A 21,915-nucleotide genomic window follows, 5' to 3' on the forward strand; every position below is an offset into this window, starting at 1 on the left:
CGGCTCGGAATGCTCATTGACAACCAGTCAAGTCGGGCGCGACCCCGGGCGTTCCTCGCCGGTTTTCGCCTTGCCTAACCTGCGTTTCAAACAATTTCGTACACAGCCTAAGCTTCCCCACCGGCTCCCCCAACAACAGCAACAGCGAAGCGCCCACGACAACCCAACAGGAGTGCCCCATGTCAAAGCCCGAAGTGTATATCGTCAGCGCCGTCCGGACAGCCATCGGCACCTTCGGCGGCGCCCTGAAGGATGTGCCCCTGAGCGATCTGGCCACCACTGCCGTCAAGGCCGCGCTGCAGCGCAGCGATGTGGACCCGGCGCTGGTCGGCCATGTGGTGATGGGCAACGTCATCCCCACCGATACCCTGGATGCCTACCTGTCCCGCGTTGCCGCGATGAACGCCGGCATTCCCAAGGAAACCCCGGCCTATAACGTCAACCGCCTGTGCGGCTCGGGCCTGCAGTCGATCGTCTCGGCCGCCCAGACCCTGCTGCTCGGCGACGCCGAAGTGGCCATCGGCGCCGGTGCCGAATCCATGAGTCGCGGCCCGTACCTGCTGCCGGCCGCCCGCTGGGGTGCGCGCATGGGCAACGTGCAGGCCATCGACTACATGCTCGGCATCCTCCACGATCCGTTCCACGGCATCCACATGGGCATCACCGCCGAGAACATCGCCGAGCGCAATGGCATCACCCGCCAGATGCAGGACGACCTGGCCCTGGAAGAACAGGTGCGGGCCCGCCGCGCCATCGACGAAGGCCGCTTCGAGGGGCAGATCGCCCCGGTGGAAGTGCGCAGCCGCAAGGGTACCGAGCTGTTCAGCGTCGACGAGCACCCGCGCAGCACCTCGCTGGAACAGTTGGCGCAGATGCGCACCGCCTTCAAGAAGGACGGCACGGTCACTGCCGGCAACGCCTCGGGCCTCAACGACGGCGCGGCCGCCGTACTGATGGCCAGCGCCTCGGCGGTGCAGGCCAACGGTCTCAAGCCCCTGGCCCGACTGGTGGCCTACGCCCATGCCGGGGTCGAACCGGAACTGATGGGCCTCGGCCCGATCCCGGCCACCCGCCTGGCACTCAAGCGCGCCGGCCTGAGCATCGCCGACCTCGACGTGATCGAGTCCAACGTCGCCTTCGCCGCCCAGGCCTGCGCGGTCAGCCAGGAACTGGGCCTCGACCCGGCGAAGGTCAACCCCAACGGCTCGGGCATCTCCCTCGGCCATCCGGTCGGGGCGACCGGTACCATCATCGCCACCAAGCTGATCCACGAGCTGCATCGCACCGGCGGACGCTATGGCCTGGCCACCATGTGCATCGGCGGTGGACAAGGCATCGCCGTCATCTTCGAACGGGTTTAAGGACGATCTTCATGACTATCCAACGTATCGCCGTGATCGGCGCCGGCATCATGGGCAACGGCATCGCGCAGGTCTGCGCGGTGGCGGGCCTGCAGGTCAGCCTGATCGATGTGTCCCAGGCTGCCCTGGACAAAGGGCTGGCGACCCTCAGCGGCAACCTCGACCGCCAGGTGCGCAAGGCCGTGATCAGTGCCGAGGACAAGCAGGCCGCCCTCGGCCGCATCAGCCTGAGTACCGACTACGCGGTGCTGGCCGGAGCCGAGCTGGTGATCGAGGCCGCCACGGAAAACCTCGAACTGAAAAAACGCATTCTCAAGCAGGTCGCCGAAGTGGTCGGCGCCGAGTGCATCATCGCCACCAACACCTCGTCGCTGTCGATCACCGAACTGGCGGCAGCCATCAGCCAGCCGGCACGCTTCATCGGCCTGCACTTCTTCAACCCGGTCCCGGTGATGGGTCTGCTGGAAGTCATTCGCGGCCTGCAGACCAGCGACGCCACCCACGCCAGCGCCCTGGCCCTGGCCACGCAGATCGGCAAGACCGCCGTGACCGCCCGCAACCGCCCTGGCTTCGTGGTCAACCGCATCCTCTGCCCGATGATCAACGAAGCCATCTTCGTCCTCCAGGAAGACCTGGCCAGCGCCGAAGACATCGACGCCGGCATGCAACTGGGCTGCAACCAGCCGATCGGCCCGCTGGCCCTGGCCGACCTGATTGGCCTGGATACCCTGCTGGCGATCATGGAGAGCCTGCACTCGGGCTTCGACGAACCGAAGTACCGGCCGGCGCAGTTGCTCAGGGAAATGGTGGCGGCCGGTTACCTGGGTCGCAAGAGCGGGCGTGGCTTCTACACGTACGAAGGCTGATTGGCCATGGCCCGGGCAGCTCTTGCCATTGCATCGCAGGCGCCGGAACAGAAACCTTCACGCCATCTGGAAACCCGCACCAAAGCCGTGGCGCTGTTTGCCCGGCGCGGGTTCGCCCAGGTTGGCCTGCGGGAACTGGCCGCGCACCTGGGCATCCAGCCGGGCTCGATCTACAACCATATCGAGAGCAAGCAGGCGCTGCTGTTCGAGCTGATCGAGAGCCTGCATCTGGACCTGCTCGAAATTGTCGCCGCGCCTTCGGCGCGGGCCTCGCGCTCGGCAGAAAAGCGCCTGGACGCACTGATAACCGCGCACCTGGACCTGCACCGCGACAAGGCCGATTTCTTCCGCGTCGCGGAGCATGAATTCCACTGCCTGGACGACTCGCAGCAGGCGGCCGTGCTGGAATTGCGCCGCCGCTACGAAAGCCACCTGGTCAAGTTGCTCACGCCCCTGGGCCTCTCCCCTGACGAGTCCCTGGCCCGCACCACCGTGCGCACCTTCCTCTGTCTGCTGAACAACCTGCCGGCCTGGACCGACGATGCCGGCCTGGAGCCACAGGGCCATCGACTGCTGATGCACGGAATTGCCTTGGGCGCAGTGAAAGGCGCCCTGGCCAGTGCCTCTCGGTGAAAATCACCTGAATCAACGGGTGACGTGATCGCCGTTGCTGCTTGATTTCTTCCGGCTGAAAATCAGACGTGCTGCATACCCAGGCCTGCAACTGAGCCCGGCTCCCCCCTCAGAGACAGGTCGCGACAGCCGCCAGCCTTCTGGCACCGATCGGTTTGGTCACGGTGGCGTAGTAGTCGACCACGGTACCCTCGGCCTCGCGGCGGACATCGACGAAGTATTCGGAACCACGGGTGTAGACCGTCGAGCCCCCCTTGTAGCCCGGTTGCAGATAGGCTGCGGCGTCGACATCGAAGACCTTTTCGTCCTGCCAGGAGAACTGGATGCACTGGGCGACGACATTGTCGGCCTTGGTCGAGGTGAAACTCTTGGTCGGCCCGGTGCTGCGGGTCTGATTAATGCCGGGGCCCATGCACCCCGCCAATGCCACTGCCGCCACCGCCCCGATTAACATCCGCATGACCGTTCCCTGCTCGAAAAAAAGAAGCGACTTTAGCACTGAGTCCACGCAATACGAACCGGATTCGCACAGCCTGCCAGCCATGCGGACAGCGCGGATCCGGCTTGCAACCCCGGCACCTTGAGCCAGACTGTCCAGAGGCCTGCCCACACAGGCAAAAATGCAGACAAGACCTGCACTTATCTCGGTTGTACACGGCAAATTTGCACTGATACGATCAACCATCGTTCGCTTGCGAACGCACCTAAAAAGACAATAAAAGCAGGGAGTTAGTAATGACTGCTCGGGTTTCATCCTCCGCTGCGACCGATTTTGACGACACCTCGGCCGATGTCCTGGCGCAGGTGCGCAACCACATCGGTCACCTTACCCTCAACCGCCCCGCCGGCCTCAATGCCCTGACCCTGGACATGATCCGCCTGCTGCAACGCCAGCTCGATGCCTGGGCCGAAGACCCGCAGATCCACGCCGTGACCCTGCGCGGCGCCGGCGATCGCGCCTTCTGCGCCGGCGGCGACATCCGTTCGCTGTACGAAAGCTACAAGAGCGGCAGCCGGTTGCACGAAGAGTTCTTCGTCGAGGAATACGCTCTCGACCTCTGCATTCATCACTACCGCAAACCGGTGCTGGCGCTGATGGACGGTTTTGTCCTCGGCGGCGGCATGGGCCTGGTGCAAGGCGCCGATCTGCGGGTCGTCACCGAGCGCAGTCGGCTGGGGATGCCGGAAGTCGGCATCGGCTACTTCCCGGATGTCGGTGGCAGCTACTTCCTGCCCCGCATTCCCGGCGAGATCGGCCTGTACCTGGGCGTCAGCGGCGAGCAGATTCGCGCCGCCGACGCGCTCTACTGCGGCCTGGCCGACTGGTACCTGGACAGCGACAGGCTGGCCCTACTGGACCAGCGCCTCGACCAGCTGGAATGGCACGACACCCCGCTCAAGGACCTGCAGAGCCTGCTGGCCAAGCTGGCCGTACAGACCCTGCCGGATGCACCGCTGGACAAGCTGCGCCCGGCCATCGACCACTTCTTCGCCCTGCCCGACGTGCCCAGCATCATCGAACAGATGCGTGCAGTGACCGTCGCCGACAGCCATGAGTGGGCCCGGGACGTCGTCAGCCTGCTGGAAACCCGCTCGCCTCTGGCCATGTCCGTGACCCTGGAGATGTTGCGCCGGGGCCGTCACCTGAGCCTGGAAGCGTGCTTCGCCATGGAGTTGCACCTGGACCGCCAGTGGTTCGAGCACGGCGACCTGATGGAGGGTGTGCGCGCCCTGTTGATCGACAAGGACAGAACGCCCCGCTGGAATCCACCCACCTTGCACGCGCTGCAACCCGAGCGGGTCGCACGTTTTTTCCAAGGCCTAGACACAAGCGAAAACTGAAGCCATGCACGATATCGAACTGAGCGAAGAACAAGTGATGATCCGCGACATGGCCCGGGATTTCGCCCATGGCGAAATCGTGCCCCATGCCCAGGCCTGGGAAAAGGCCGGCTGGATCGACGACGGCCTGGTCCGCAAGATGGGCGAGCTGGGCCTGCTGGGCATGGTGGTCCCCGAGGAATGGGGCGGCACCTACGTCGACTACGTCGCCTATGCCCTGGCCGTCGAAGAGATTTCCGCCGGCGATGGTGCCACCGGCGCGCTGATGAGTATTCACAACTCGGTTGGCTGCGGCCCGATCCTCAACTACGGTTCCCAGGCGCAGAAGGAAACCTGGCTGCAGAAGCTGGCCACCGGCCAAGCCATCGGCTGTTTCTGCCTGACCGAGCCGCAGGCCGGCTCCGAGGCGCACAACCTGCGCACCCGTGCCGAACTCAAGGACGGCCAGTGGGTGATCAACGGCGCCAAGCAGTTCGTCAGCAATGGCAAGCGTGCCAACCTGGCGATCGTCTTTGCCGTGACCGACCCGGAGTTGGGCAAGAAAGGCCTCTCGGCCTTCCTGGTGCCGACCGATACGCCAGGCTTCATCGTCGACCGGACCGAACACAAGATGGGCATCCGCGCCTCCGACACCTGCGCCGTCACCCTCAACCAGTGCACGGTACCCGAGGCCAACCTGCTGGGTGAGCGTGGCAAGGGCCTGGCGATCGCCCTGTCGAATCTTGAAGGCGGGCGGATCGGTATCGCCGCCCAGGCGCTGGGTATCGCCCGCGCCGCCTTCGAAGCGGCCCTGCGTTATGCCCGCGAGCGTGTGCAGTTCGACAAGCCGATCATCGAGCACCAGAGCATCGCCAACCTGCTGGCCGACATGCACACCCGGATCAACGCCACGCGACTGCTGATCCTCCACGCCGCACGCCTGCGCAGTGCGGGCAAGCCGTGCCTGTCGGAGGCGTCACAGGCCAAGCTGTTCGCCTCGGAAATGGCCGAGAAGGTCTGCTCCTCGGCGATGCAGATCCATGGTGGGTATGGGTACCTGGAAGATTATCCGGTGGAGCGTTACTACCGGGATGCGCGGATCACGCAGATCTACGAAGGGTCGAGCGAAATTCAGCGGATGCTGATTGCGCGGGAGCTCAAGCACTACCTGGTATAACGCCGGCACCTGTGCCGCAAGCCCAGCCTTGTAGGAGCCGGGCTTGCCCGCGAAGGCGCCCTTGAGGACGCCAGGAGCTTCGCGGGCAAGCCCGGCTCCTACACTGTCCGGCCCTCACAAGATTGGGCCAGACTCAACGATCCTTGAACTGCGCCTCGCGCTTGGCCACGAACGCCGCCATGCCCTCTTTCTGGTCCTCGGTGGCAAACGCCGCATGGAACACCCGACGCTCGAAACGCACCCCCTCGGACAGGCTGACCTCGAACGCCCGGTTGACGCTCTCCTTGATCATCATGCTGATCGGAATCGACTTGCCGGCGATCACGGCCGCCACCTTCAGTGCTTCGTCCAGCAACTCATCGACCGGCACGATCCGCGCCACCAGGCCGCAACGCTCGGCCTCCACCGCATCGATGAAACGCCCGGTCAGGCACAGGTCCATGGCCTTGGCCTTGCCCACCGCACGGGTCAGACGCTGGGTGCCACCCATGCCCGGCAGCACGCCGAGGTTGATCTCCGGCTGGCCGAACTTGGAGTTGTCGGCAGCCAGGATGAAGTCGCACATCAGCGCCAGCTCACAGCCGCCGCCCAGGGCAAAACCGGCCACCGCGGCGATGATCGGCTTGCGCCGGTTCGCCACCCGATCGCTGTCGCTGAACAGGTCGTCGAGGTAGATTTTCGGATAGGTCAGCTCGGCCATTTCCTTGATATCGGCGCCCGCGGCAAAGGCCTTCTTCGACCCGGTCAGCACGACGCAACCGATCTCCGGGTCGGCCTCCAGGCGGTCCAGCGCCTGGTTCAACTCACTGACGATCTGTGCGTTCAGGGCATTGAGCGCCTGTGGGCGGTTCAGGGTGATCAGGCCGACGCGGCCCTTGATGTCCAGCAGAATGGTTTCGTAGCTCATCGTTAATGTCCTTGCTCACAGGTTGCGCGAAATGACCATGCGCTGAATGTCGCTGGTACCTTCATAGATCTGGCAGACCCGCACGTCGCGGTAGATCCGCTCCAGCGGGAAGTCGTTCAGATAGCCATAGCCGCCGAGGGTTTGCAACGCCGAGGAACAGACCTTCTCGGCCATTTCCGAAGCGAACAGCTTGGCCATGGAGGCCTCCACCAGCGCCGGCTTGCCGCTGTCGCGCAGGGCGGCGGCGTAGTGCACCATCTGCCGCGCCACGGCGATCTGGGTCGCCATGTCCGCCAGGCGGAACGCCACGGCCTGGTGCTCGATCAGCGCCTTGCCGAAACTCTGCCGCTCACGGGCATAGTCGCGGGCCGCCTCGAACGCCGCCCGGGCCATGCCCACCGATTGCGCGGCAATCCCGACCCGACCGCCCTCCAGGTTCGCCAGGGCAATACGATAGCCCTCGCCCTCCTCGCCCAGGCGGTTGGCGACGGGGACCTTCACCCCCTCGAAGAGGATCTGGCAGGTATCGGAGGCATGCTGGCCGAGCTTGTCCTCGACCCGCGCGACCTTGTAACCCGGCGCATCGGTGGGCACGATGAACGCGCTGATACCGCGCTTGCCGGCACTCGGGTCGGTCACGGCAAAGACGATCACCACCCCGGCATTCTGCCCGGAGGTGATGAACTGCTTGCAGCCGTTGAGCACGTAGTGGTCGCCCTCCAGCCGGGCGCGGGTCTTCAGGCCACTGGCGTCGGAGCCGGCCTGGGGTTCGGTCAGGGCGAAGGCACCAAGCATCTGCCCACCGGCCAGGGCCGGCAGGAAACGAGCCTTCTGCTCGTCGTTGCCGAAGTTGAGGATCGGCACGCAGCCCACCGAGTTGTGCACGCTCATGATGGTCGAACAGGCGCCGTCACCGGCAGCGATCTCTTCCAGGGCCATGGCGTAGGCCAGGTAACCTGTATCGCAACCGCCCCACTGCTCCGGCACCAGCATGCCGAAGAAGCCCAGTTCGGCCATTTCGCCGATGGCTTCCCGGGGAAAACGGTGCTCACGGTCCCACTCGGCGGCGAACGGTTTGAGCCGTTCCTGGGCAAAGTCCCGGGCGGCATCGCTGATCTGTTGTTGCTCTTGGTTCGGTAGCATGGGGACTCCTTACAGGCACTCGATCGCCATCGCCGTGGCCTCGCCACCGCCGATGCAGATCGCCGCGATACCACGCTTGAGGTTCTGCTGACGCAGTGCCGACAGCAGCGTCACCAGGATTCGCGCACCGGACGCACCGATGGGGTGTCCCAGGGCACAGGCGCCGCCATTGACGTTGACCTTCTCATGGGGGATCTGCAGCTTGTCCATGGTTACCAGGGTGACCACGGCGAAGGCCTCGTTGATCTCGAAACGGTCGACCTGGTCCAGGGTCCAGCCGGTCTTTTTCAACAGCTTGTGGATCGCGCCCACCGGCGCCACCGGGTACAGGCTCGGGGTGTCGGCGAATGCCGCATGCCCGTGGATCACCGCCAGCGGTTTCAAGCCGCGTTTTTCGGCTTCGGAGCGGCGCATCAGCACCAGCGCCGCCGCACCATCGGAAATCGAGCTGGAGTTGGCCGCAGTGACCGTACCGTCCTGGCGGAACGCCGGTTTCAGCGAGGCGATCTTGTCCAGCCTGGCCTTCGGCGGTTGCTCGTCATCGCTGATCAGCCGTTGCTCCTTGCCGACCGTCACCTGCAGCGGCACGATCTCGTCCCTGAAGCGGCCTTCGCGGATGGCCTGTTGCGCACGGGTCAGGGAGGCGACGGCGAAAGCATCCTGGGTTTCGCGGCTGAAGCCGTTGGTCTCGGCGCAGTCCTCGGCAAAGGTGCCCATCAGCCGGCCCTTGTCATAGGCGTCTTCGAGGCCATCGAGGAACATGTGGTCAAGCACCTGGCCATGGCCCATGCGATAGCCCGCGCGGGCGCGGTCCAGCAGGTACGGAGCGTTGGACATGCTTTCCATGCCGCCGGCCACCACCACTTCGGCACTGCCGGCCAGCAGCCGGTCATGGGCCAGGATGGTCGCTTCCATGCCGGAGCCGCACATCTTGTTCAGGGTGGTGCAACGGGTGCCCTTGTCCAGCCCGGCGCCCAACGCCGCCTGACGGGCGGGAGCCTGGCCGAGACCGGCCGGGAGCACACAGCCGAACAGCACCTCGTCGACGGCATCCGCCGCCACCCCGGCGCGCTCGACCGCGGCACGGATCGAGGCGGCGCCCAGTTGCGGCGCGGTCAGGCTCTTGAGGTCGCCCTGGAAGCCGCCCATGGGGGTGCGCACGGCGCTGACGATGACCACGGGATCCTGGATAGTCATGGGTATTTCTCCTATTTGGCAGCCATGCGCAAGGCGCCGTCGAGACGGATCGTTTCGCCGTTGAGCATGCTGTTTTCAATGATGTGCCGAACCAGTGCGGCGTATTCAGACGGTTTGCCCAGCCGCGGCGGGAACGGCACGCCGGCCGCCAGCGAGTCGCGGACTTCCGGGGTCATGCCGGCCATCATCGGGGTTTCGAAAATGCCGGGGGCGATGGTCATCACGCGGATACCGAAGCGTGCCAGTTCGCGGGCGGCCGGCAGGGTCAGGCTGACGATCGCGCCCTTGGAGGCGGCGTAGGCGGCCTGGCCGATCTGACCGTCATAGGCGGCGACCGACGCCGTGTTGATGATCACCCCACGCTCGCCACCGGCATCCGCCTCGCTCTCGGCCATGGCCGCGGCGGCCAGGCGCAACAGGTTGAAACTGCCGATCAGGTTGACGTTGATCACCTGGCTGAAGCTCTCCAGCAGGTGCGGTCCGTTCTTGCCGAGGATCTTCTCGCCGCGCACGATGCCGGCGCAGTTGACCAGCCCGTGCAGGCCGCCGCAGGCGCTGAGCGCTGCCTCGACGGCAGCCTTTGCCTGGTCTTCCCGGGTAATGTCGGCGACCACGCTGCGGGCATTGGCACCGAGCTTCTGCGCCTGGGCGGCGACGGCCTCGGCGTTGAGGTCCACCAGCATCACCCGGGCGCCAGCCGCCACCAGCATCTCGGCGGTTGCCGCGCCAAGGCCGGAGGCACCGCCGCTGACCAGGAAAGCCTTGTCTTGTATGTTCATTGCACTGTCCTTCGTTGGTATTTCAATTCTGGATGGATCTCGGTAGGAGCGGGCTTGCCCGCGAAGCTTTTTCAGCCTGAGGGCCTATTCGCGGGCAAGCCCGGCTCCTACGGGGTCATGTCAGGCCCCGGCCTGGGCCTTGGCGATCTCCTGGTTACGCAGGATGAAACGCTGCAGCTTGCCGCTGGGGGTCTTGGGCAACTCGTCGACGAATTCGATTTCCCGTGGGTAGGCATGAGCCGCGAGGCGCTTGCGCACATGCAGGCGCAGCTCCTCGGCCAGTTGCGGCTCGGCGCGGTACTGGGCATTGAGCACCACGAACGCCTTCACCAGTTCGGTGCGCTCGGGGTCAGGCTTGCCGACCACCGCCGCCTCCACCACCGCCGGGTGTTCGACCAGGGCGCTTTCCACATCGAACGGCCCCACCCGATAGCCGGAGGTGGTGATCACATCGTCGCTGCGGCCAACGAAACTGATACTGCCGTCGGCGTTCAGCTCCACCGTGTCACCACTGAGGTAGTACGGGCCGACGAACGCCTTGGTCTCGAAGCCCTTGTAGCCGTTGAACCAGCACATCGGCGACTGGGAACGATCCAGGGCGAGAATCCCCGGCTGGCCGACACCCAGTTCCCGATGATCGTCGTCGAGCACCACGATGCGATGACCGGGCGAGGCGAAACCCGCCGAGCCGACGTGCACCGGATGCTGCAGGCCGTGGTGGTTGCACAGGACCATGCCCAGTTCGGTCTGCCCGTAATGATCGAGAATAGTGACGTCGAGGTTTTCCGCGAACCAGCGGATCACCTCCGGGTTCAGGGGCTCACCGGCGCTGCTGACGGCGCGCAGGCGCCCCCTGATCCGGCTGGAAAACGCCTCGCCGGCGGCGATCAGCAGGCGGTAGGCGGTCGGTGAACCGGTCAGGTTGGTGATGCCATATTTCTCGATCACCCGGCAGGTGCTGTCCACGGTGAACGGGCCATCGTAGAAGGTGATCGGGTGGCCCAGGCCCAGCGGCCCGGTGATGCCGAAGTAGAGACCGTAGGCCCAGCCCGGGTCGGCGACGTTCCAGAAGGCATCCTCGGGGCGCAGGTCGACCGCGTCGCGGGTGTAGCTCTGAAAGGCGATGATCGCCTTGAGCGGCACTTCCAGCGGCTTGGCGGGGCCGGTGGTACCCGAGGTGAACATCAGCAGGAACGGATCTTCGCCACTGAGCATCAGCGGCTCGCAAGCCGCCGGGTAATTGTCCACCTCGGCCCAGAAGCTGAAGTCGCCACGAACGATGCCCTGCCCCTTGGCACCGGCGACCGTGACGATCGTTGGGCAGTCGGCGACTTCATCGAGCTTGCTGCGGTTGGCCGCATCGGTGACCACCACCTTGGCTGCCGAACTGTTCAGGCGATGCTCGATGGCCTTGGGCCCGAACGCGGTGAACAGCGGCTGGTACACCGCACCGATGCGCCAGGTGGCGAACAGCGTCACCAAGAGCTCGACATTGCGCGGCAACAGCCCGGCAACCTTGTCGCCGCGCCCCACGCCCTGGGCCAGCAGGAAATTGGCGAAACGCCCGGCCTGCTCCTGCAACTGCGTGAAAGTATAGGTGGCACTGCTGCCATCGCAGCCCTCCCAGAACAGGGCGATCCGCCCCGGCAAGGCATACCGGTCACAACATTCGACGCAGGCATTGAGCGCCGTCAGGGTGCCTTTCAGGCTCGTTTCAGCCACGTGCTGATAATTGAAAGTCTCGGTGGCAGTCAGATAGTCACGCATCCCAGCAATCTCCCGGTCTTGTTATTAGAGGAAACCGTAGAAAAACCGAGGAAATAGTCGCCCCGTCAGGGACTTGCGACAATGGTCAAAGCCTTCAACCTGCTTGACTGGTTTGGCCAATGATGAATAGGCACAAGCACCCTCCGGGCGGACGCGGAGCGTCCTGGGAGGCATTCCCACGGGGACCGTGGGAACGATCAAATGAAATGCCGCACAGGGCGGACCAGCATCCTGCCCGGCGCTACTGGCTGTCGTTGAGAATCAGGCTGCGATAATGCCCCGGGTTTGAGCCCGACCACTTGCGAAAGGCCTTGTAGAACGAGCTGATATCGGCAAACCCCAGCCGCGTGGCGATTTCGCCGAAGCTGATCGTCGGTTCGGCCAGCCAGGCAATCGCCAGTTCCTTGCGCACGCTGTCCTTGAGCCCCTGGTAGGTCTGCCCCTCCTCCGCCAGCCGCCTGCGCAGGGTCGAAGCCGACATGCACAGCCGCAGCGCCAGCGCCTCGGTTTCCGGCCACTGCTGGGCCGGCAACTGCCGCAGGTCATGCCGGATCCGGCTGGAAAAACTCTGGGCATCGCGGTACTTGACCAGGATATTGGCCGGCGCATGCCCGAGAAAGCGCTGCAGCTCCTGGTGGCTGCGCTTGATCGGCAGGTCCAGGCAATCGGCGGCGAGGATCATCCGCGTCCGCGGCCGGGCAAAGCGCAGGTTCTCGGAAAACATCACCCGGTAGTCATCGCAGTAGTCCGGCTCGTCGCACCGCAACTCGATGGCCAGGATCGGGATCCGCCGTCCGGCCAGCCAGCAGGCCACGCCATGGACGATCATCCAGTAGGTGAAATAGGTGAACGGTCGCCGGGCCTCCCCCTCAGGCTCCGCCAGGACGATCTCCGCCAGGCTCTGCTGGGTCACCAGTTGGGCCGCCAGGCGTTCGAACATCAGCGAGAGGAACGCCAGCACGGACTCCAGCCCGGCCCTTACCGTCGGCTGCGCCATGCTCGTGCGGGACAGGTAGGCAAAGCTGCCGGCGCGCAGCTTGCGCGGGTCCATGCCGAAGAACTCATCATCATTGCGTCGCGCGAGCAGGCGCCACAGCCGCGCATAGTCACTGGCCGGCACCCGCGCCTCGGGCCGCTGCAGCAACTGCGGGTCGATCCCGACCTTGTCCAGCACCTCTTCGGTGGCCGCGCCCGGGACGCAACTCTGCAGCAGCGCCTCGCGCACCAGATGGATGGAGATGGTGTCTTTTTCCGCCATTGGCTGTCGCCTGAGCCTTGTGCTGATCCTTGTGTCGGCCATCTTAGGCAGCGCCGAGCAAAAAGCCAGCCTGCTGCGCCGATAAAGCCTGTTGCGGCGCAGACAGCAGCACTTTGATACCATCGCTCCCCCATCAGGGAATGATCTTTACCGGGAGTCTTGTGGGCATGATCGTGGTAGCCGCATCGAACACGGCGTTCGAGGTGTATCGATGAGTTGTTGGGAAGTCCTCGGCCTGCCCTCGGATGCCGATCCCCGGAGCATCAAGCGCCAGTACGCCAGCCTGCTCAAGCGCACCCGCCCGGACGATGACCCGGAGGGTTTCCAGCGACTGCGCGAGGCCTACGAGCAGGCACTGGACTGGCGCGAAACGGGCCCCGAGCCAGTACGCGAGGACATCGCAGCAGCCAGCGATACCATCCACTACGACACGGACACCGGCCTGCAGCCCCGCCCCGCCGGCCACTCTGGCGCCCAACGCGCGGCCACGCGGTTACTCGAAGGCATCACTGCGGCCCTGCTCGACGAGCGGTTCGCCAAGGCCCCCCTCTATGGCTGCGAGCACGAATTCGGCGAACAACTGCTGCTGCGCTGTCTCGAACCCGGGCAGGACTTCACGGCGCTGGCCCACTGGGGCCTGGAACGCTTCCAGTGGATGAGCCCGTGGCGGCCTACCGATGTTCCCCGCAGCGCCCTCGCCGAGCTGCATCGACGCCTGTTGGGGAACCTGGAACAAGCCCTCGGCTATCAGCTCGATGTGGGCAATGTCGAAGGTTTCTGGCGCGAGTACTACCACCGGGTGCAACTCTACGGGCTCGACGCCCTGGAGCACCAGCAACCGCTCGATGAAGTACTGGCCAGGTTGTTGCTGGAGTGCCCGCTCTGGTCTGCCCGGCTCTTTCACGCGATGTGCAAGCTGCGGCAGTGGAACGATGTCGGTCCCGCGCCCCGCTGTCCGGAGCCGTACTGGACGCGCCTGCTGGAACGCAGTCGGGACGAAGAACTGCTGTCCCAGCACATGCATCGCCTGCAACTGCCGGCGAATACGCCCGACAACCGCGCCACGCAACTGCTGTTCGCCCCGATGTCACTGGCCGAGCGACGCAGCTTCGCACGCCGCTTCCACAAGGAGGACTGGCAGGCCTGCCAGCAGGCTGCGCAGAGGATCCGGCACGGCCATCCACGCCTGGAAAGCCGGCTGCCCGACGCCAATGCATTCTTCTGGCGCGACTGGCAGTCCGCCGATACCGGTTGGCTTGGCTTCGCCGCGGTGATGTTGGCCTGCACTGCCGCCGCGGTGCAGCAGAAGCTGTTGCCGGGCAGCGGGTTGAAGGCGACGGCCGACGCCATTGCCCTTTGGTCACTGGCCTTGGGCGGGCTCACCGGCACCCTGCTCTGGTTCTGGCCGGCGGTGGCGGACAGCGTCTGGACGCTGGATCATCGTCTCAGCCAACGCCTGTCGCACCGGCTCAGCCCCCGCCGTCCTGCGCCGCTGCTACTGCGCGAACTGCTGCCCTGCTGGCTGGTGGCGGGAGTGACCGCCGCCTGGCTGGGCATGCTCCCCCTGCTGACCTACGCCGGTACGATGCTGGCACTGGCCTGGACTGACCGGATAGGCAAAAGGCCGCGGCGCCATCCCCTCTCCTGCTGGCTGGCCGGCGCCCTGATACTGAGTATCAGCCTCGGCACGCTGGCGCTCTATCTGGCGCACGGCAGGACCGTAGCGGGCCGCAACGAGGGGCTGCAGCCCTGGCCCGAGCGCCTGTGCAGCCGCATGCCGGCAAGCGTCGAGGACTGCCGTCTCCCGGCCACCCGGGAACAGTGGTACGGCAAGGAGGCCCGTTGATGGACAAGCGCTGGTTTCTCTCTGGCGGCGTACTGCTGATCTGCGGTCTCTACCTGCTGGTCGGCACCGAGCGGCAACAGAACCGTTTCGACATCTGGCTGGACCGTCACGACAGTGAGGCGACAGCCGAAGCCAATGCACTGCGGCCACTGGTCAAGTGCGTGAATGTCGCCGAGGTGCCCTGGCGCCTGGATCGCGAGGCCGGGCAAAGCCACAGGGACGATGACTTCCCCTCTCTGCAACGCCATGATTACCAGGCGATAAAAAACGATTTCTGCAAACCCGCCAACGCCTTCAAGGCCAGTCTTGTCGACGGCACGCGGCAGATCGGCCTGCTCGCCGATCGCTACCTGCCAGCCCTGACAAGCGCCCAGGCACCTGGGCTCCTGGACTCGGTCTCGGCCAAGCCTGTGCTGCCGGAGAGACTGGAGGCCCAGTTCAGCAGCGTAATAGCCGAATCGGACAGAAAGCGGCACGCCGAAAGAGTCCAGGCCTTCCTCCCGCTTTCCGACACCTTGCGCCGCGAACTCGAAAGCACCGAGCTCGCGCTGCGCCCGAGGCAGTTGGAACACCTGGAGCAGAAGCTGGGCCGGGACATGCACTGGCACCTGCTGAACTACATGCTGCAAGCCCGCCTGGGCATCGACCGCCTGGAAGCAGCGGCACGCCGGCAGCGACTCGACCTGCCCCTGCTCGGCAGCACCCGTGACGAACTGCGCCAAGCTCAGGAGTCTGCCGAAGCTTATCGCAACGCCCTCCCCGCCAACCGCCGCCATGGTCCGGTCCACGAATTGTGGTCGAGGCTGCAACAGCCGATGCAACAGTACCAGGCCGCCCTGGAGCAGTTGGCAAGCGACTGGCGCAACCACGCCGAACCCCAGGTGCTGAGCGATGCCTTCTGGAACGTCGGCCACCGCTATGACGTCCTGCTGGCGCTCTACAACCGACAGGCGGATGTCGACTTCTGAGACGGCAGCACACTCCGTCAGTTCGCCCAACCCCTCGTCCCCCGTGGCCTATAGTCAGATGACCGGCCACGGTGGCCGGTCATCGCCACACGACAAGGGAGAACGAAGATGAGCGTCAAAGCGATACCGGAGGGTTTCCACAGCATCACCCCCTACCTGGGCGTCAGCCAGGCCGCTGCGGCCATCGACTTCTACAAGCAAGCCTTCGGCGCCACGGAGATCATGCGCCTGTCAATGCCTGATGGCAGCATCGGCCATGCCGAACTGCGCATCGGCGACTCGCCGCTGATGCTCGGCACACCCTGCGGCGAAGGGCCGTTCGTCAGTCCCCAGGGCCCCACCTCGGTCGGTATTCACCTGTACGTCTCGGATGTCGACAAGCAGTTCGAAACCGCCACGGCGGCCGGGGCCACGGTGGTCAGCGAAGTGCAGGACCAGTTCTACGGCGACCGCAGTTGCACCCTCAGGGACCCGTTCGGCCATGTCTGGTTCCTCGCCAGCCACAAGGAAGACCTGACCCAGGCCGAGATCGAGGCACGGGCGGCGAAGCTGTTCCAGCAGTCCAGGGGCTGAACCCTCGCCCGCGACCAGCAACACACTTCATGAACGAGCGCACCACGCTTTGCGCCTTGCCTGTAGCGCTGTGGGACTTAGGATGTCGGCAACCATAACGAGGAGCCACTTCCATGTTCGCCGGATTCCAGAAAGACCAGCGCCACGTCAACGGTGTGGACATCGCCTACCGCGTGGGCGGCAGCGGACCAGGCCTGCTCCTGCTGCACGGCCACCCGCAGACACACGTCATCTGGTACAAGGTCGCGGGCGAGCTCTCCAGGCATTTCACCGTGGTCGCCGCCGACCTGCGCGGCTACGGTGACAGCAGCCGGCCAGAAGCCGACGAGCAGCACCTGAACTACTCCAAGCGCGAGATGGGCCGCGACGGCGTCGAGCTGATGCGCGCCCTGGGTTTCGCGCAGTTTTCGATCCTGGCCCACGACCGTGGTGCCCGCGTCGCCCACCGCCTGGCCCTCGACCACCCCGACGCGGTGCAGCGCATGGTGCTGCTGGATATCGCGCCAACCCTGTCGATGTATGCCCAGACCAACGAAGCCTTCGCCCGCGCCTACTGGCACTGGTTCTTCCTGATCCGCCCGGCACCGTTGCCGGAAAGCCTGATCGAGGCCAACCCGGAGCAGTACCTGCGCAGCGTCATGGGCAGCCGCAGTGCCGGGCTCAAGCCGTTCACCGACGAAGCCTTCAGCGAATACATCCGCTGCCTCAGCCTGCCCGGCAGCGCCCGCGGCGTCTGCGAGGACTACCGCGCCAGCGCCGGTATCGACCTGGAGCACGACCGGGCCGATCTCGACGCCGGGCGCAAGCTGAACCTGCCGCTGCTGGCGCTGTGGGGCGAAGAAGGCACGGTCGGCCGCTGCTTCGACCCACTGCACGAGTGGCAACGGGTCGCCACCGATGTGCGCGGCAAGGCGCTGCCGGGCGGCCATTACCTGGCCGAGGAAATCCCGCAGGCGCTGCTGGACGAGGTGCTGCCGTTCCTGCGTTGACGGGCGCCCTGCAACCCTGATCTGAAACACCCCCTTCCCCGTGGGCCGCCGTGACGGCCCATGGCGGGATCGGCTTGCCTGAAACTCCGGAGATAATAAAAATGACAATCAGAAAACTGCTGGGAACCCTGTATATCCAGGTGGTCATCGCCATCGTCCTGGGGGTGCTGATCGGCAACCACTGGCCACAGGCCGGTGTCGAGCTCAAGCCCCTGGGTGACGGTTTCATCAAGCTGATCAAGATGATCATCGGCCCGATCATCTTCTGCACCGTGGTCTCCGGCATCACCAACATGCACGACGTGAAACAGGTCGGGCGGGTCGGCGGCAAGGCGCTGCTGTACTTCGAGATCGTCTCCACCCTGGCCCTCGCCATCGGCCTGCTGGCGGCCCACGCGCTGCACCCGGGCGCGGGCTTCAACGTCGATGTGAAGACCCTCGACACCTCGGCCATCGCCAACTTCGTCGGCCAGGCCCAACACGGCGAAGGCGTGACCGGTTTCCTGCTGCACGTGATCCCCACCACCTTCTTCGATGCCTTCGCCCAGGGCGAGATCCTGCCGGTGCTGTTCGTATCGCTGCTGTTCGGCCTGGCGCTGGTAATGGCCGGCGAGAAGGCCCGGCCGCTGGTGGGCGTGATCCACCAGGCCAGCGAAGTGTTCTTCCGCATCGTCGGCATGATCGCCCGGGTCGCCCCCATCGGGGCCTTCGGCGCGATGGCGTTCACCATCGGCAAGTATGGCCTGGGCTCGCTGCTGCCGCTGATGAAACTGGTCGGCACCTTCTACCTGACCGCACTGATCTTCATCACCTGCGTGCTGGGCAGCATCGCCCGTTATGCCGGCTTCAGCATCCTGCGCCTGCTGGGCTACATCAAGTCGGAACTGCTGATCGTACTCGGCACCAGCTCATCGGAATCGGCGCTGCCGCAACTGATCCAGAAACTGGAGAAACTGGGCTGTTCCAAGGGCGTGGTGGGCATCGTGGTGCCGACCGGCTACACCTTCAACCTCGACGGCACCAACATCTACATGACCCTGGCGGTGCTGTTTCTGGCCCAGGCCACCAACATCGACCTGACGCTGGAACAGCAACTGACCCTGCTGGCGGTGACCATGCTCACCTCCAAGGGCGCCGGTGCGGTGGTCGGTGCCGGCTTCGTCGCCCTGGCCGCGAGCCTGGCGGTGGTGCCGACCGTACCGGTGGCGGCGATGGTGCTGATCCTCGGTGTGGACCGCTTCATGGCCGAATGCCGCTCGCTGACCAACATCATCGGCAATGCTGTCGCGACCCTGGTGGTGGCGGCCTGGGAAGGCCAGCTCGACCGCAGCAGGATGGCGCCGATCGCCCTCGGCCGCGAGCGCAAGGCCTTGGTGAGCCAGCCCGCCGAGTAATGCTGTAGAAGCAGGATTTATCCGCGAACGGGCCCTCCAACTTCGCCGATAAATCCTGCTCCCACGGATGCTATTCTGGCGGCTCCTGCCGCCAGTGCCCGTTGCCCCGCCCATGAACCCAAAGAAAGACGCCGTGCCCCTGCCCGAAGACCTGCGCGTATTCCTCACCGTCATCCGCAAGGCCGGCTTCGCTGCCGCGGCCGATGAGCTGGGACTGTCGCCCGCCTACGTCAGCAAGCGCATCCAGATTCTCGAAACCACCCTCGCCACGCGCCTGCTGCACCGCACCAGCCGACGGATCGCCCTGACCGAGGACGGCGAACGGGTGCAACGCTGGGCCGTGCGCATCCTCGAAGATTTCCAGCAGCTCAGCGACGAACTGTCCGAAGCCCATGACAGCCCCAGCGGTCGCCTGCACCTGTGCAGCAGCTTCGGTTTCGGTCGCAACCACGTGGCCCCGGCGCTGTCGCGGTTGGCCGAACGCTACCCGGAACTGGAAATCCGCCTGGACCTGTTCGACCGCGTGGTGGATATCGTCAGCGAAGGGTTCGACCTGGAAATCCGCGTCGGCGATGACATCCCCGGCCAGCACATCGGCCGACGCCTGGTCAGCAACCGCCGGGTGCTGTGCGCCGCCCCCGCCTACCTGGAACGACGTGGTACGCCGCACCAACTGAGCGACCTGGAACAGCATGACTGCCTGGTGCTCAAGGAGCGCGACAACGCCTTCGGGATCTGGAACCTGGAGTGCGACGGCCGCCAGGACAGCGTGCGCGTACGCGGGCCGCTGTCGTCCAACAGCGGCGAGATCGTCCTGCAGTGGGCACTGGATGGGCGCGGCATCCTGCTGCGCTCGCTGTGGGACGTCAAACCGCTGCTGGAGCAGGGTCGACTGGTGCAGGTGTTGCACGAGCATACCCAGAGTGCGAATGTCTGGGCGGTGTACCCGACGCGGCTGGCCTACTCGGGGAAGTTGCGGGCGTGCGTGGAGTTTCTGCAGGAGCACTTCCGACAGTTGTCGATCTGAAATTCTTCGGCTGTCGAGTCTTCCCCGTAGCGGGGAAGACTCGACAGTCTCCGTTCAGCTCAACCAGGGATTGGCCTGCAGATGCGAGCGCTCGAACGCCTCGATCTGCTCACGGCGCTGCAACGTGCTGCCGATGGCATCCAGCCCGAGCAGCAAGGCGGATTTACGCAGGGCATCGATCTGGAACCCGATCACGCTGCCGTCCTGCAAACCAATCTGCTGGGCCTGCAGGTCGACCGAAATCTCGGCCCCCTGCGGCTGGCTCACCACCTGCCCCAACCGCTGCACCGTCGCCTCGTCGAGGGTGATCAGCAACACGCCGTTACGCTGGCAGTTGTCGTAGAAGATCCCGGCGAAACTGCTGCCGATCAGGGCGCGGATGCCCACCTGCTTCAACCCCCACACCGCGTGCTCACGGCTGGAACCGCAACCGAAGTTCGGCCCGACCACCATGAAGCTCGCTCCCTGCCAGGCCGGCTGGTTCAGCACGAACTCGGGGTTGGGTTCGCCCGAAGGCAAAAAGCGCAGGTCGAAGAACAACCCGCGATCCAGACCGTTGCGGTCGATACCCTTGAGAAACTGCTTGGGCATGATCACGTCGGTGTCGATATTGGCCGCCAGCATCGGTGCGGCCTTGCCGGTGACCCGGGAAAACGGTTGCAGGCTCATGGGCGTTGCTCCAGGGAACGGATATCGGTCAGGCGCCCGGCAATCGCCGCGGCCGCCACCATCGCCGGGCTCATCAGGTGCGTGCGGGCACCGGCGCCCTGGCGACCTTCGAAGTTGCGGTTGGTACTGGAGGCACAGCGGTCGCCCGCCGACAGCACATCGTCGTTCATCGCCAGGCACATCGAGCAGCCGGACTGGCGCCATTCGAACCCGGCTTCGATGAACACCGCCGCCAGCCCCTCGGCTTCGGCCTGATCGCGGACCTGGGTGGAGCCCGGCACGATCATCGCCCGCACATGCCTGGCCACCTGCTGGCCGCGCACCACCCGGGCCGCGTCACGCAAGTCCTCGATCCGGGCATTGGTGCAGGAGCCGATGAAGGCATGGCTGATGATGATCTCGCTCAACGGCATGCCGGCTTCCAGGCCCATGTAGTTCAGGGCCCGGCGCATGTCCTGGCGCAGGATCGGATCGTCGAGGCTTTCCGGGTCCGGCACCCGTGCACCGATCGGCGCCGCCTGGTCCGGGCTGGTGCCCCAGGTGACCATCGGCTCCAGGGCCGTGGCATCCAGATGCACCTCCCGGTCGAACCGCGCGCCGGCATCGCTCCTGAGCTCGCGCCAACGGGTGACAGCCTGGTCCCACAGTTCTCCCTGTGGCGCCCGCGGCTTATCCTTGAGGTAGGCGAACACCTTCTCGTCCGGGGCCATGAAGGCGCCCCGGGCACCGGCTTCCACGGCCATGTTGCAGATGGTCATGCGCGCTTCGACGCTCAACGCATCGATGGTCGAACCGCAGAACTCGATGGCGTAGCCCGTCGCGCCAGAAGCACCGATTTCGCCGATCAGCGCCATGATCACGTCCTTGGAGGTCAACCCGGCCGCCAGTTCGCCGTCGACCGTCACCCGCAGGGTCTTCAGGCGCTTGTAGACCAGCGTCTGGGAGGCCAGCAGGTGTTCGATCTCCGAAGTGCCGATGCCGAAGCCGAAGGCCCCGAGGGCACCATAGGTGGTGGTGTGGCTGTCGCCGGCCGCCACCACCATGCCGGGCAGGATGAAGCCCTGCTCGGGGGCGACCACATGCTCGATACCCTGGCGCTTGTCGAGCACATCGAACAGTTCGATACCGAAATCGGCGCAGTTCTCGGCCAGGTACGACACCTGCCGCGCCCCGCCGGCATCCGGCATGGCGGCAATGCGCCTGGGCGCGGTGGGGTTCACATGATCGACCACGGCCAGGGCCGTTTCCGGACGCCACACGCCGCGCCCGGCTTCGCGCAGGCCACTGAAGGCTTGCGGGCTGGTGTATTCGTTGATGACCTGGCGGTCGATGTACAGCAGGACATGGCCCTGGTCGTCGAGGCGACACACCGTATGGGAATCGATGTGCTTGTCGTAGAGGGTTCTCGTTGCAGTCATGGTGGCGCTCGCAGGAATGAAAGTACGCGAGGCTGTCGAATCCGACAGACTTCATGGCCATCATAGGGAGCGTGAGAGGTGCATCAATGCCGCGAGGGTGATGGCGAGGAACATGGATCGTG

The 21,915-nt window shown here is 65.3% G+C and carries 20 protein-coding genes; 11 read left to right on the forward strand and 9 right to left on the reverse strand.

Going from position 1 to position 21,915, the window contains the following annotated elements; all coding sequences use genetic code 11:
• The first annotated feature begins 179 nt into the window (after nt 1-179).
• From PF66_RS27090 to PF66_RS27100, 3 genes are read left to right on the forward strand one after another with little or no spacing between them, the layout of a single operon-like run.
• Nucleotides 180-1,361, forward strand: coding sequence for an acetyl-CoA C-acyltransferase family protein (locus PF66_RS27090; RefSeq protein ID WP_054064358.1), 1,182 nt, complete (start codon nt 180-182; stop codon nt 1,359-1,361).
• A gap of 11 nt (nt 1,362-1,372) precedes the next feature.
• Nucleotides 1,373-2,227, forward strand: a complete 855-nt coding sequence (locus tag PF66_RS27095) for a 3-hydroxybutyryl-CoA dehydrogenase (protein ID WP_054061216.1) — start codon at nt 1,373-1,375, stop codon at nt 2,225-2,227.
• 6 nt (nt 2,228-2,233) lie between these two features.
• Nucleotides 2,234-2,860, forward strand: coding sequence for a TetR/AcrR family transcriptional regulator (locus PF66_RS27100; protein WP_054061221.1), 627 nt, complete (start codon nt 2,234-2,236; stop codon nt 2,858-2,860).
• A 109-nt stretch (nt 2,861-2,969) separates the two neighbouring features.
• Here PF66_RS27100 and PF66_RS27105 read toward each other — a convergent pair whose 3' ends face one another.
• Nucleotides 2,970-3,320 (reverse strand): hypothetical protein, encoded by a 351-nt coding sequence (locus PF66_RS27105; RefSeq protein WP_054064359.1) that lies wholly within the window; start codon nt 3,318-3,320, stop codon nt 2,970-2,972.
• A 275-nt stretch (nt 3,321-3,595) separates the two neighbouring features.
• On the opposite strand from PF66_RS27105, the gene PF66_RS27110 reads away from it, so the two are divergent.
• Nucleotides 3,596-4,702, forward strand: a complete 1,107-nt coding sequence (locus tag PF66_RS27110) for an enoyl-CoA hydratase/isomerase family protein (protein WP_054064360.1) — start codon at nt 3,596-3,598, stop codon at nt 4,700-4,702.
• 4 nt (nt 4,703-4,706) lie between these two features.
• A complete protein-coding gene (locus tag PF66_RS27115; RefSeq protein ID WP_054064361.1) occupies nt 4,707-5,858 on the forward strand; it encodes an acyl-CoA dehydrogenase family protein in 1,152 nt (383 codons plus the stop codon).
• Between the two features lie 133 nt (nt 5,859-5,991).
• Here PF66_RS27115 and PF66_RS27120 read toward each other — a convergent pair whose 3' ends face one another.
• The 6 genes from PF66_RS27120 to PF66_RS27145 all read right to left on the reverse strand — a co-directional run bounded on the left by PF66_RS27120 (nt 5,992) and on the right by PF66_RS27145 (nt 12,909).
• On the reverse strand, nt 5,992-6,765 hold the full coding sequence (locus tag PF66_RS27120) for an enoyl-CoA hydratase (protein ID WP_054064362.1): 774 nt from the start codon (nt 6,763-6,765) through the stop codon (nt 5,992-5,994).
• A 15-nt stretch (nt 6,766-6,780) separates the two neighbouring features.
• Nucleotides 6,781-7,908, reverse strand: coding sequence for an acyl-CoA dehydrogenase (locus PF66_RS27125; protein WP_054064363.1), 1,128 nt, complete (start codon nt 7,906-7,908; stop codon nt 6,781-6,783).
• 9 nt (nt 7,909-7,917) lie between these two features.
• Nucleotides 7,918-9,105 carry an acetyl-CoA C-acyltransferase gene (locus PF66_RS27130; protein WP_054064364.1) on the reverse strand — a complete coding sequence of 396 codons (1,188 nt, stop codon included), beginning with the start codon at nt 9,103-9,105 and terminating at the stop codon, nt 7,918-7,920.
• A gap of 11 nt (nt 9,106-9,116) precedes the next feature.
• On the reverse strand, nt 9,117-9,884 hold the full coding sequence (locus tag PF66_RS27135) for an SDR family NAD(P)-dependent oxidoreductase (protein ID WP_054064365.1): 768 nt from the start codon (nt 9,882-9,884) through the stop codon (nt 9,117-9,119).
• 120 nt (nt 9,885-10,004) lie between these two features.
• Nucleotides 10,005-11,651 carry an AMP-binding protein gene (locus tag PF66_RS27140; RefSeq protein WP_054064366.1) on the reverse strand — a complete coding sequence of 549 codons (1,647 nt, stop codon included), beginning with the start codon at nt 11,649-11,651 and terminating at the stop codon, nt 10,005-10,007.
• A gap of 241 nt (nt 11,652-11,892) precedes the next feature.
• Entirely contained in the window at nt 11,893-12,909 is a 1,017-nt protein-coding gene (locus tag PF66_RS27145; RefSeq protein WP_054060814.1) for an AraC family transcriptional regulator, read from the reverse strand.
• A 211-nt stretch (nt 12,910-13,120) separates the two neighbouring features.
• Between PF66_RS27145 and PF66_RS27150 the strand changes: the two genes are divergently transcribed.
• The 6 genes from PF66_RS27150 (at nt 13,121) to PF66_RS27175 (ending at nt 19,706) form a co-directional block, all read left to right on the forward strand.
• Nucleotides 13,121-14,755, forward strand: coding sequence for a J domain-containing protein (locus tag PF66_RS27150; RefSeq protein WP_054064367.1), 1,635 nt, complete (start codon nt 13,121-13,123; stop codon nt 14,753-14,755).
• Nucleotides 14,755-15,723 (forward strand): DUF3829 domain-containing protein, encoded by a 969-nt coding sequence (locus PF66_RS27155; RefSeq protein WP_054064368.1) that lies wholly within the window; start codon nt 14,755-14,757, stop codon nt 15,721-15,723. Before PF66_RS27150 ends, PF66_RS27155 begins: the two co-directional genes overlap by 1 nt.
• Nucleotides 15,724-15,831: 108 nt before the next feature.
• Nucleotides 15,832-16,296, forward strand: coding sequence for a VOC family protein (locus PF66_RS27160; protein WP_054060811.1), 465 nt, complete (start codon nt 15,832-15,834; stop codon nt 16,294-16,296).
• 113 nt (nt 16,297-16,409) lie between these two features.
• Nucleotides 16,410-17,285: an alpha/beta fold hydrolase gene (locus PF66_RS27165; protein WP_054064369.1), complete on the forward strand. Its 876-nt coding sequence runs from the start codon at nt 16,410-16,412 to the stop codon at nt 17,283-17,285.
• Nucleotides 17,286-17,386: 101 nt separating this feature from the next.
• Nucleotides 17,387-18,679 carry a C4-dicarboxylate transporter DctA gene (gene dctA, locus PF66_RS27170; RefSeq protein WP_054060809.1) on the forward strand — a complete coding sequence of 431 codons (1,293 nt, stop codon included), beginning with the start codon at nt 17,387-17,389 and terminating at the stop codon, nt 18,677-18,679.
• Nucleotides 18,680-18,791: 112 nt separating this feature from the next.
• Nucleotides 18,792-19,706 (forward strand): LysR substrate-binding domain-containing protein, encoded by a 915-nt coding sequence (locus PF66_RS27175; protein ID WP_054060808.1) that lies wholly within the window; start codon nt 18,792-18,794, stop codon nt 19,704-19,706.
• Between the two features lie 54 nt (nt 19,707-19,760).
• On the opposite strand, the gene leuD is transcribed toward PF66_RS27175, so the two are convergent.
• Nucleotides 19,761-20,375: a 3-isopropylmalate dehydratase small subunit gene (gene leuD / locus PF66_RS27180; RefSeq protein WP_054064370.1), complete on the reverse strand. Its 615-nt coding sequence runs from the start codon at nt 20,373-20,375 to the stop codon at nt 19,761-19,763.
• The gene (gene leuC, locus PF66_RS27185; RefSeq protein WP_054064371.1) at nt 20,372-21,793 is read right to left on the reverse strand and encodes a 3-isopropylmalate dehydratase large subunit; all 1,422 of its coding nucleotides are present in this window, start codon (nt 21,791-21,793) and stop codon (nt 20,372-20,374) included. Before leuC ends, leuD begins: the two co-directional genes overlap by 4 nt.
• Nucleotides 21,794-21,915: the final 122 nt, after the last annotated feature.

It is taken from the genome of Pseudomonas asplenii (assembly GCF_001293465.1).
Taxonomy (GTDB): Bacteria; Pseudomonadota; Gammaproteobacteria; order Pseudomonadales; family Pseudomonadaceae; genus Aquipseudomonas; species Aquipseudomonas fuscovaginae_B.

Coding starts and splice junctions, on each gene's coding strand:
- PF66_RS27090 (WP_054064358.1), top strand. CDS start 180: ATGTCAAAGCCCGAAGTGTATATCGTCAGCGCCGTCCGGACAGCCATC.
- PF66_RS27095 (WP_054061216.1), top strand. CDS start 1,373: ATGACTATCCAACGTATCGCCGTGATCGGCGCCGGCATCATGGGCAAC.
- PF66_RS27100 (WP_054061221.1), top strand. CDS start 2,234: ATGGCCCGGGCAGCTCTTGCCATTGCATCGCAGGCGCCGGAACAGAAA.
- PF66_RS27105 (WP_054064359.1), bottom strand. CDS start 3,320: ATGCGGATGTTAATCGGGGCGGTGGCGGCAGTGGCATTGGCGGGGTGC.
- PF66_RS27110 (WP_054064360.1), top strand. CDS start 3,596: ATGACTGCTCGGGTTTCATCCTCCGCTGCGACCGATTTTGACGACACC.
- PF66_RS27115 (WP_054064361.1), top strand. CDS start 4,707: ATGCACGATATCGAACTGAGCGAAGAACAAGTGATGATCCGCGACATG.
- PF66_RS27120 (WP_054064362.1), bottom strand. CDS start 6,765: ATGAGCTACGAAACCATTCTGCTGGACATCAAGGGCCGCGTCGGCCTG.
- PF66_RS27125 (WP_054064363.1), bottom strand. CDS start 7,908: ATGCTACCGAACCAAGAGCAACAACAGATCAGCGATGCCGCCCGGGAC.
- PF66_RS27130 (WP_054064364.1), bottom strand. CDS start 9,105: ATGACTATCCAGGATCCCGTGGTCATCGTCAGCGCCGTGCGCACCCCC.
- PF66_RS27135 (WP_054064365.1), bottom strand. CDS start 9,884: ATGAACATACAAGACAAGGCTTTCCTGGTCAGCGGCGGTGCCTCCGGC.
- PF66_RS27140 (WP_054064366.1), bottom strand. CDS start 11,651: ATGCGTGACTATCTGACTGCCACCGAGACTTTCAATTATCAGCACGTG.
- PF66_RS27145 (WP_054060814.1), bottom strand. CDS start 12,909: ATGGCGGAAAAAGACACCATCTCCATCCATCTGGTGCGCGAGGCGCTG.
- PF66_RS27150 (WP_054064367.1), top strand. CDS start 13,121: ATGAGTTGTTGGGAAGTCCTCGGCCTGCCCTCGGATGCCGATCCCCGG.
- PF66_RS27155 (WP_054064368.1), top strand. CDS start 14,755: ATGGACAAGCGCTGGTTTCTCTCTGGCGGCGTACTGCTGATCTGCGGT.
- PF66_RS27160 (WP_054060811.1), top strand. CDS start 15,832: ATGAGCGTCAAAGCGATACCGGAGGGTTTCCACAGCATCACCCCCTAC.
- PF66_RS27165 (WP_054064369.1), top strand. CDS start 16,410: ATGTTCGCCGGATTCCAGAAAGACCAGCGCCACGTCAACGGTGTGGAC.
- dctA (WP_054060809.1), top strand. CDS start 17,387: ATGACAATCAGAAAACTGCTGGGAACCCTGTATATCCAGGTGGTCATC.
- PF66_RS27175 (WP_054060808.1), top strand. CDS start 18,792: ATGAACCCAAAGAAAGACGCCGTGCCCCTGCCCGAAGACCTGCGCGTA.
- leuD (WP_054064370.1), bottom strand. CDS start 20,375: ATGAGCCTGCAACCGTTTTCCCGGGTCACCGGCAAGGCCGCACCGATG.
- leuC (WP_054064371.1), bottom strand. CDS start 21,793: ATGACTGCAACGAGAACCCTCTACGACAAGCACATCGATTCCCATACG.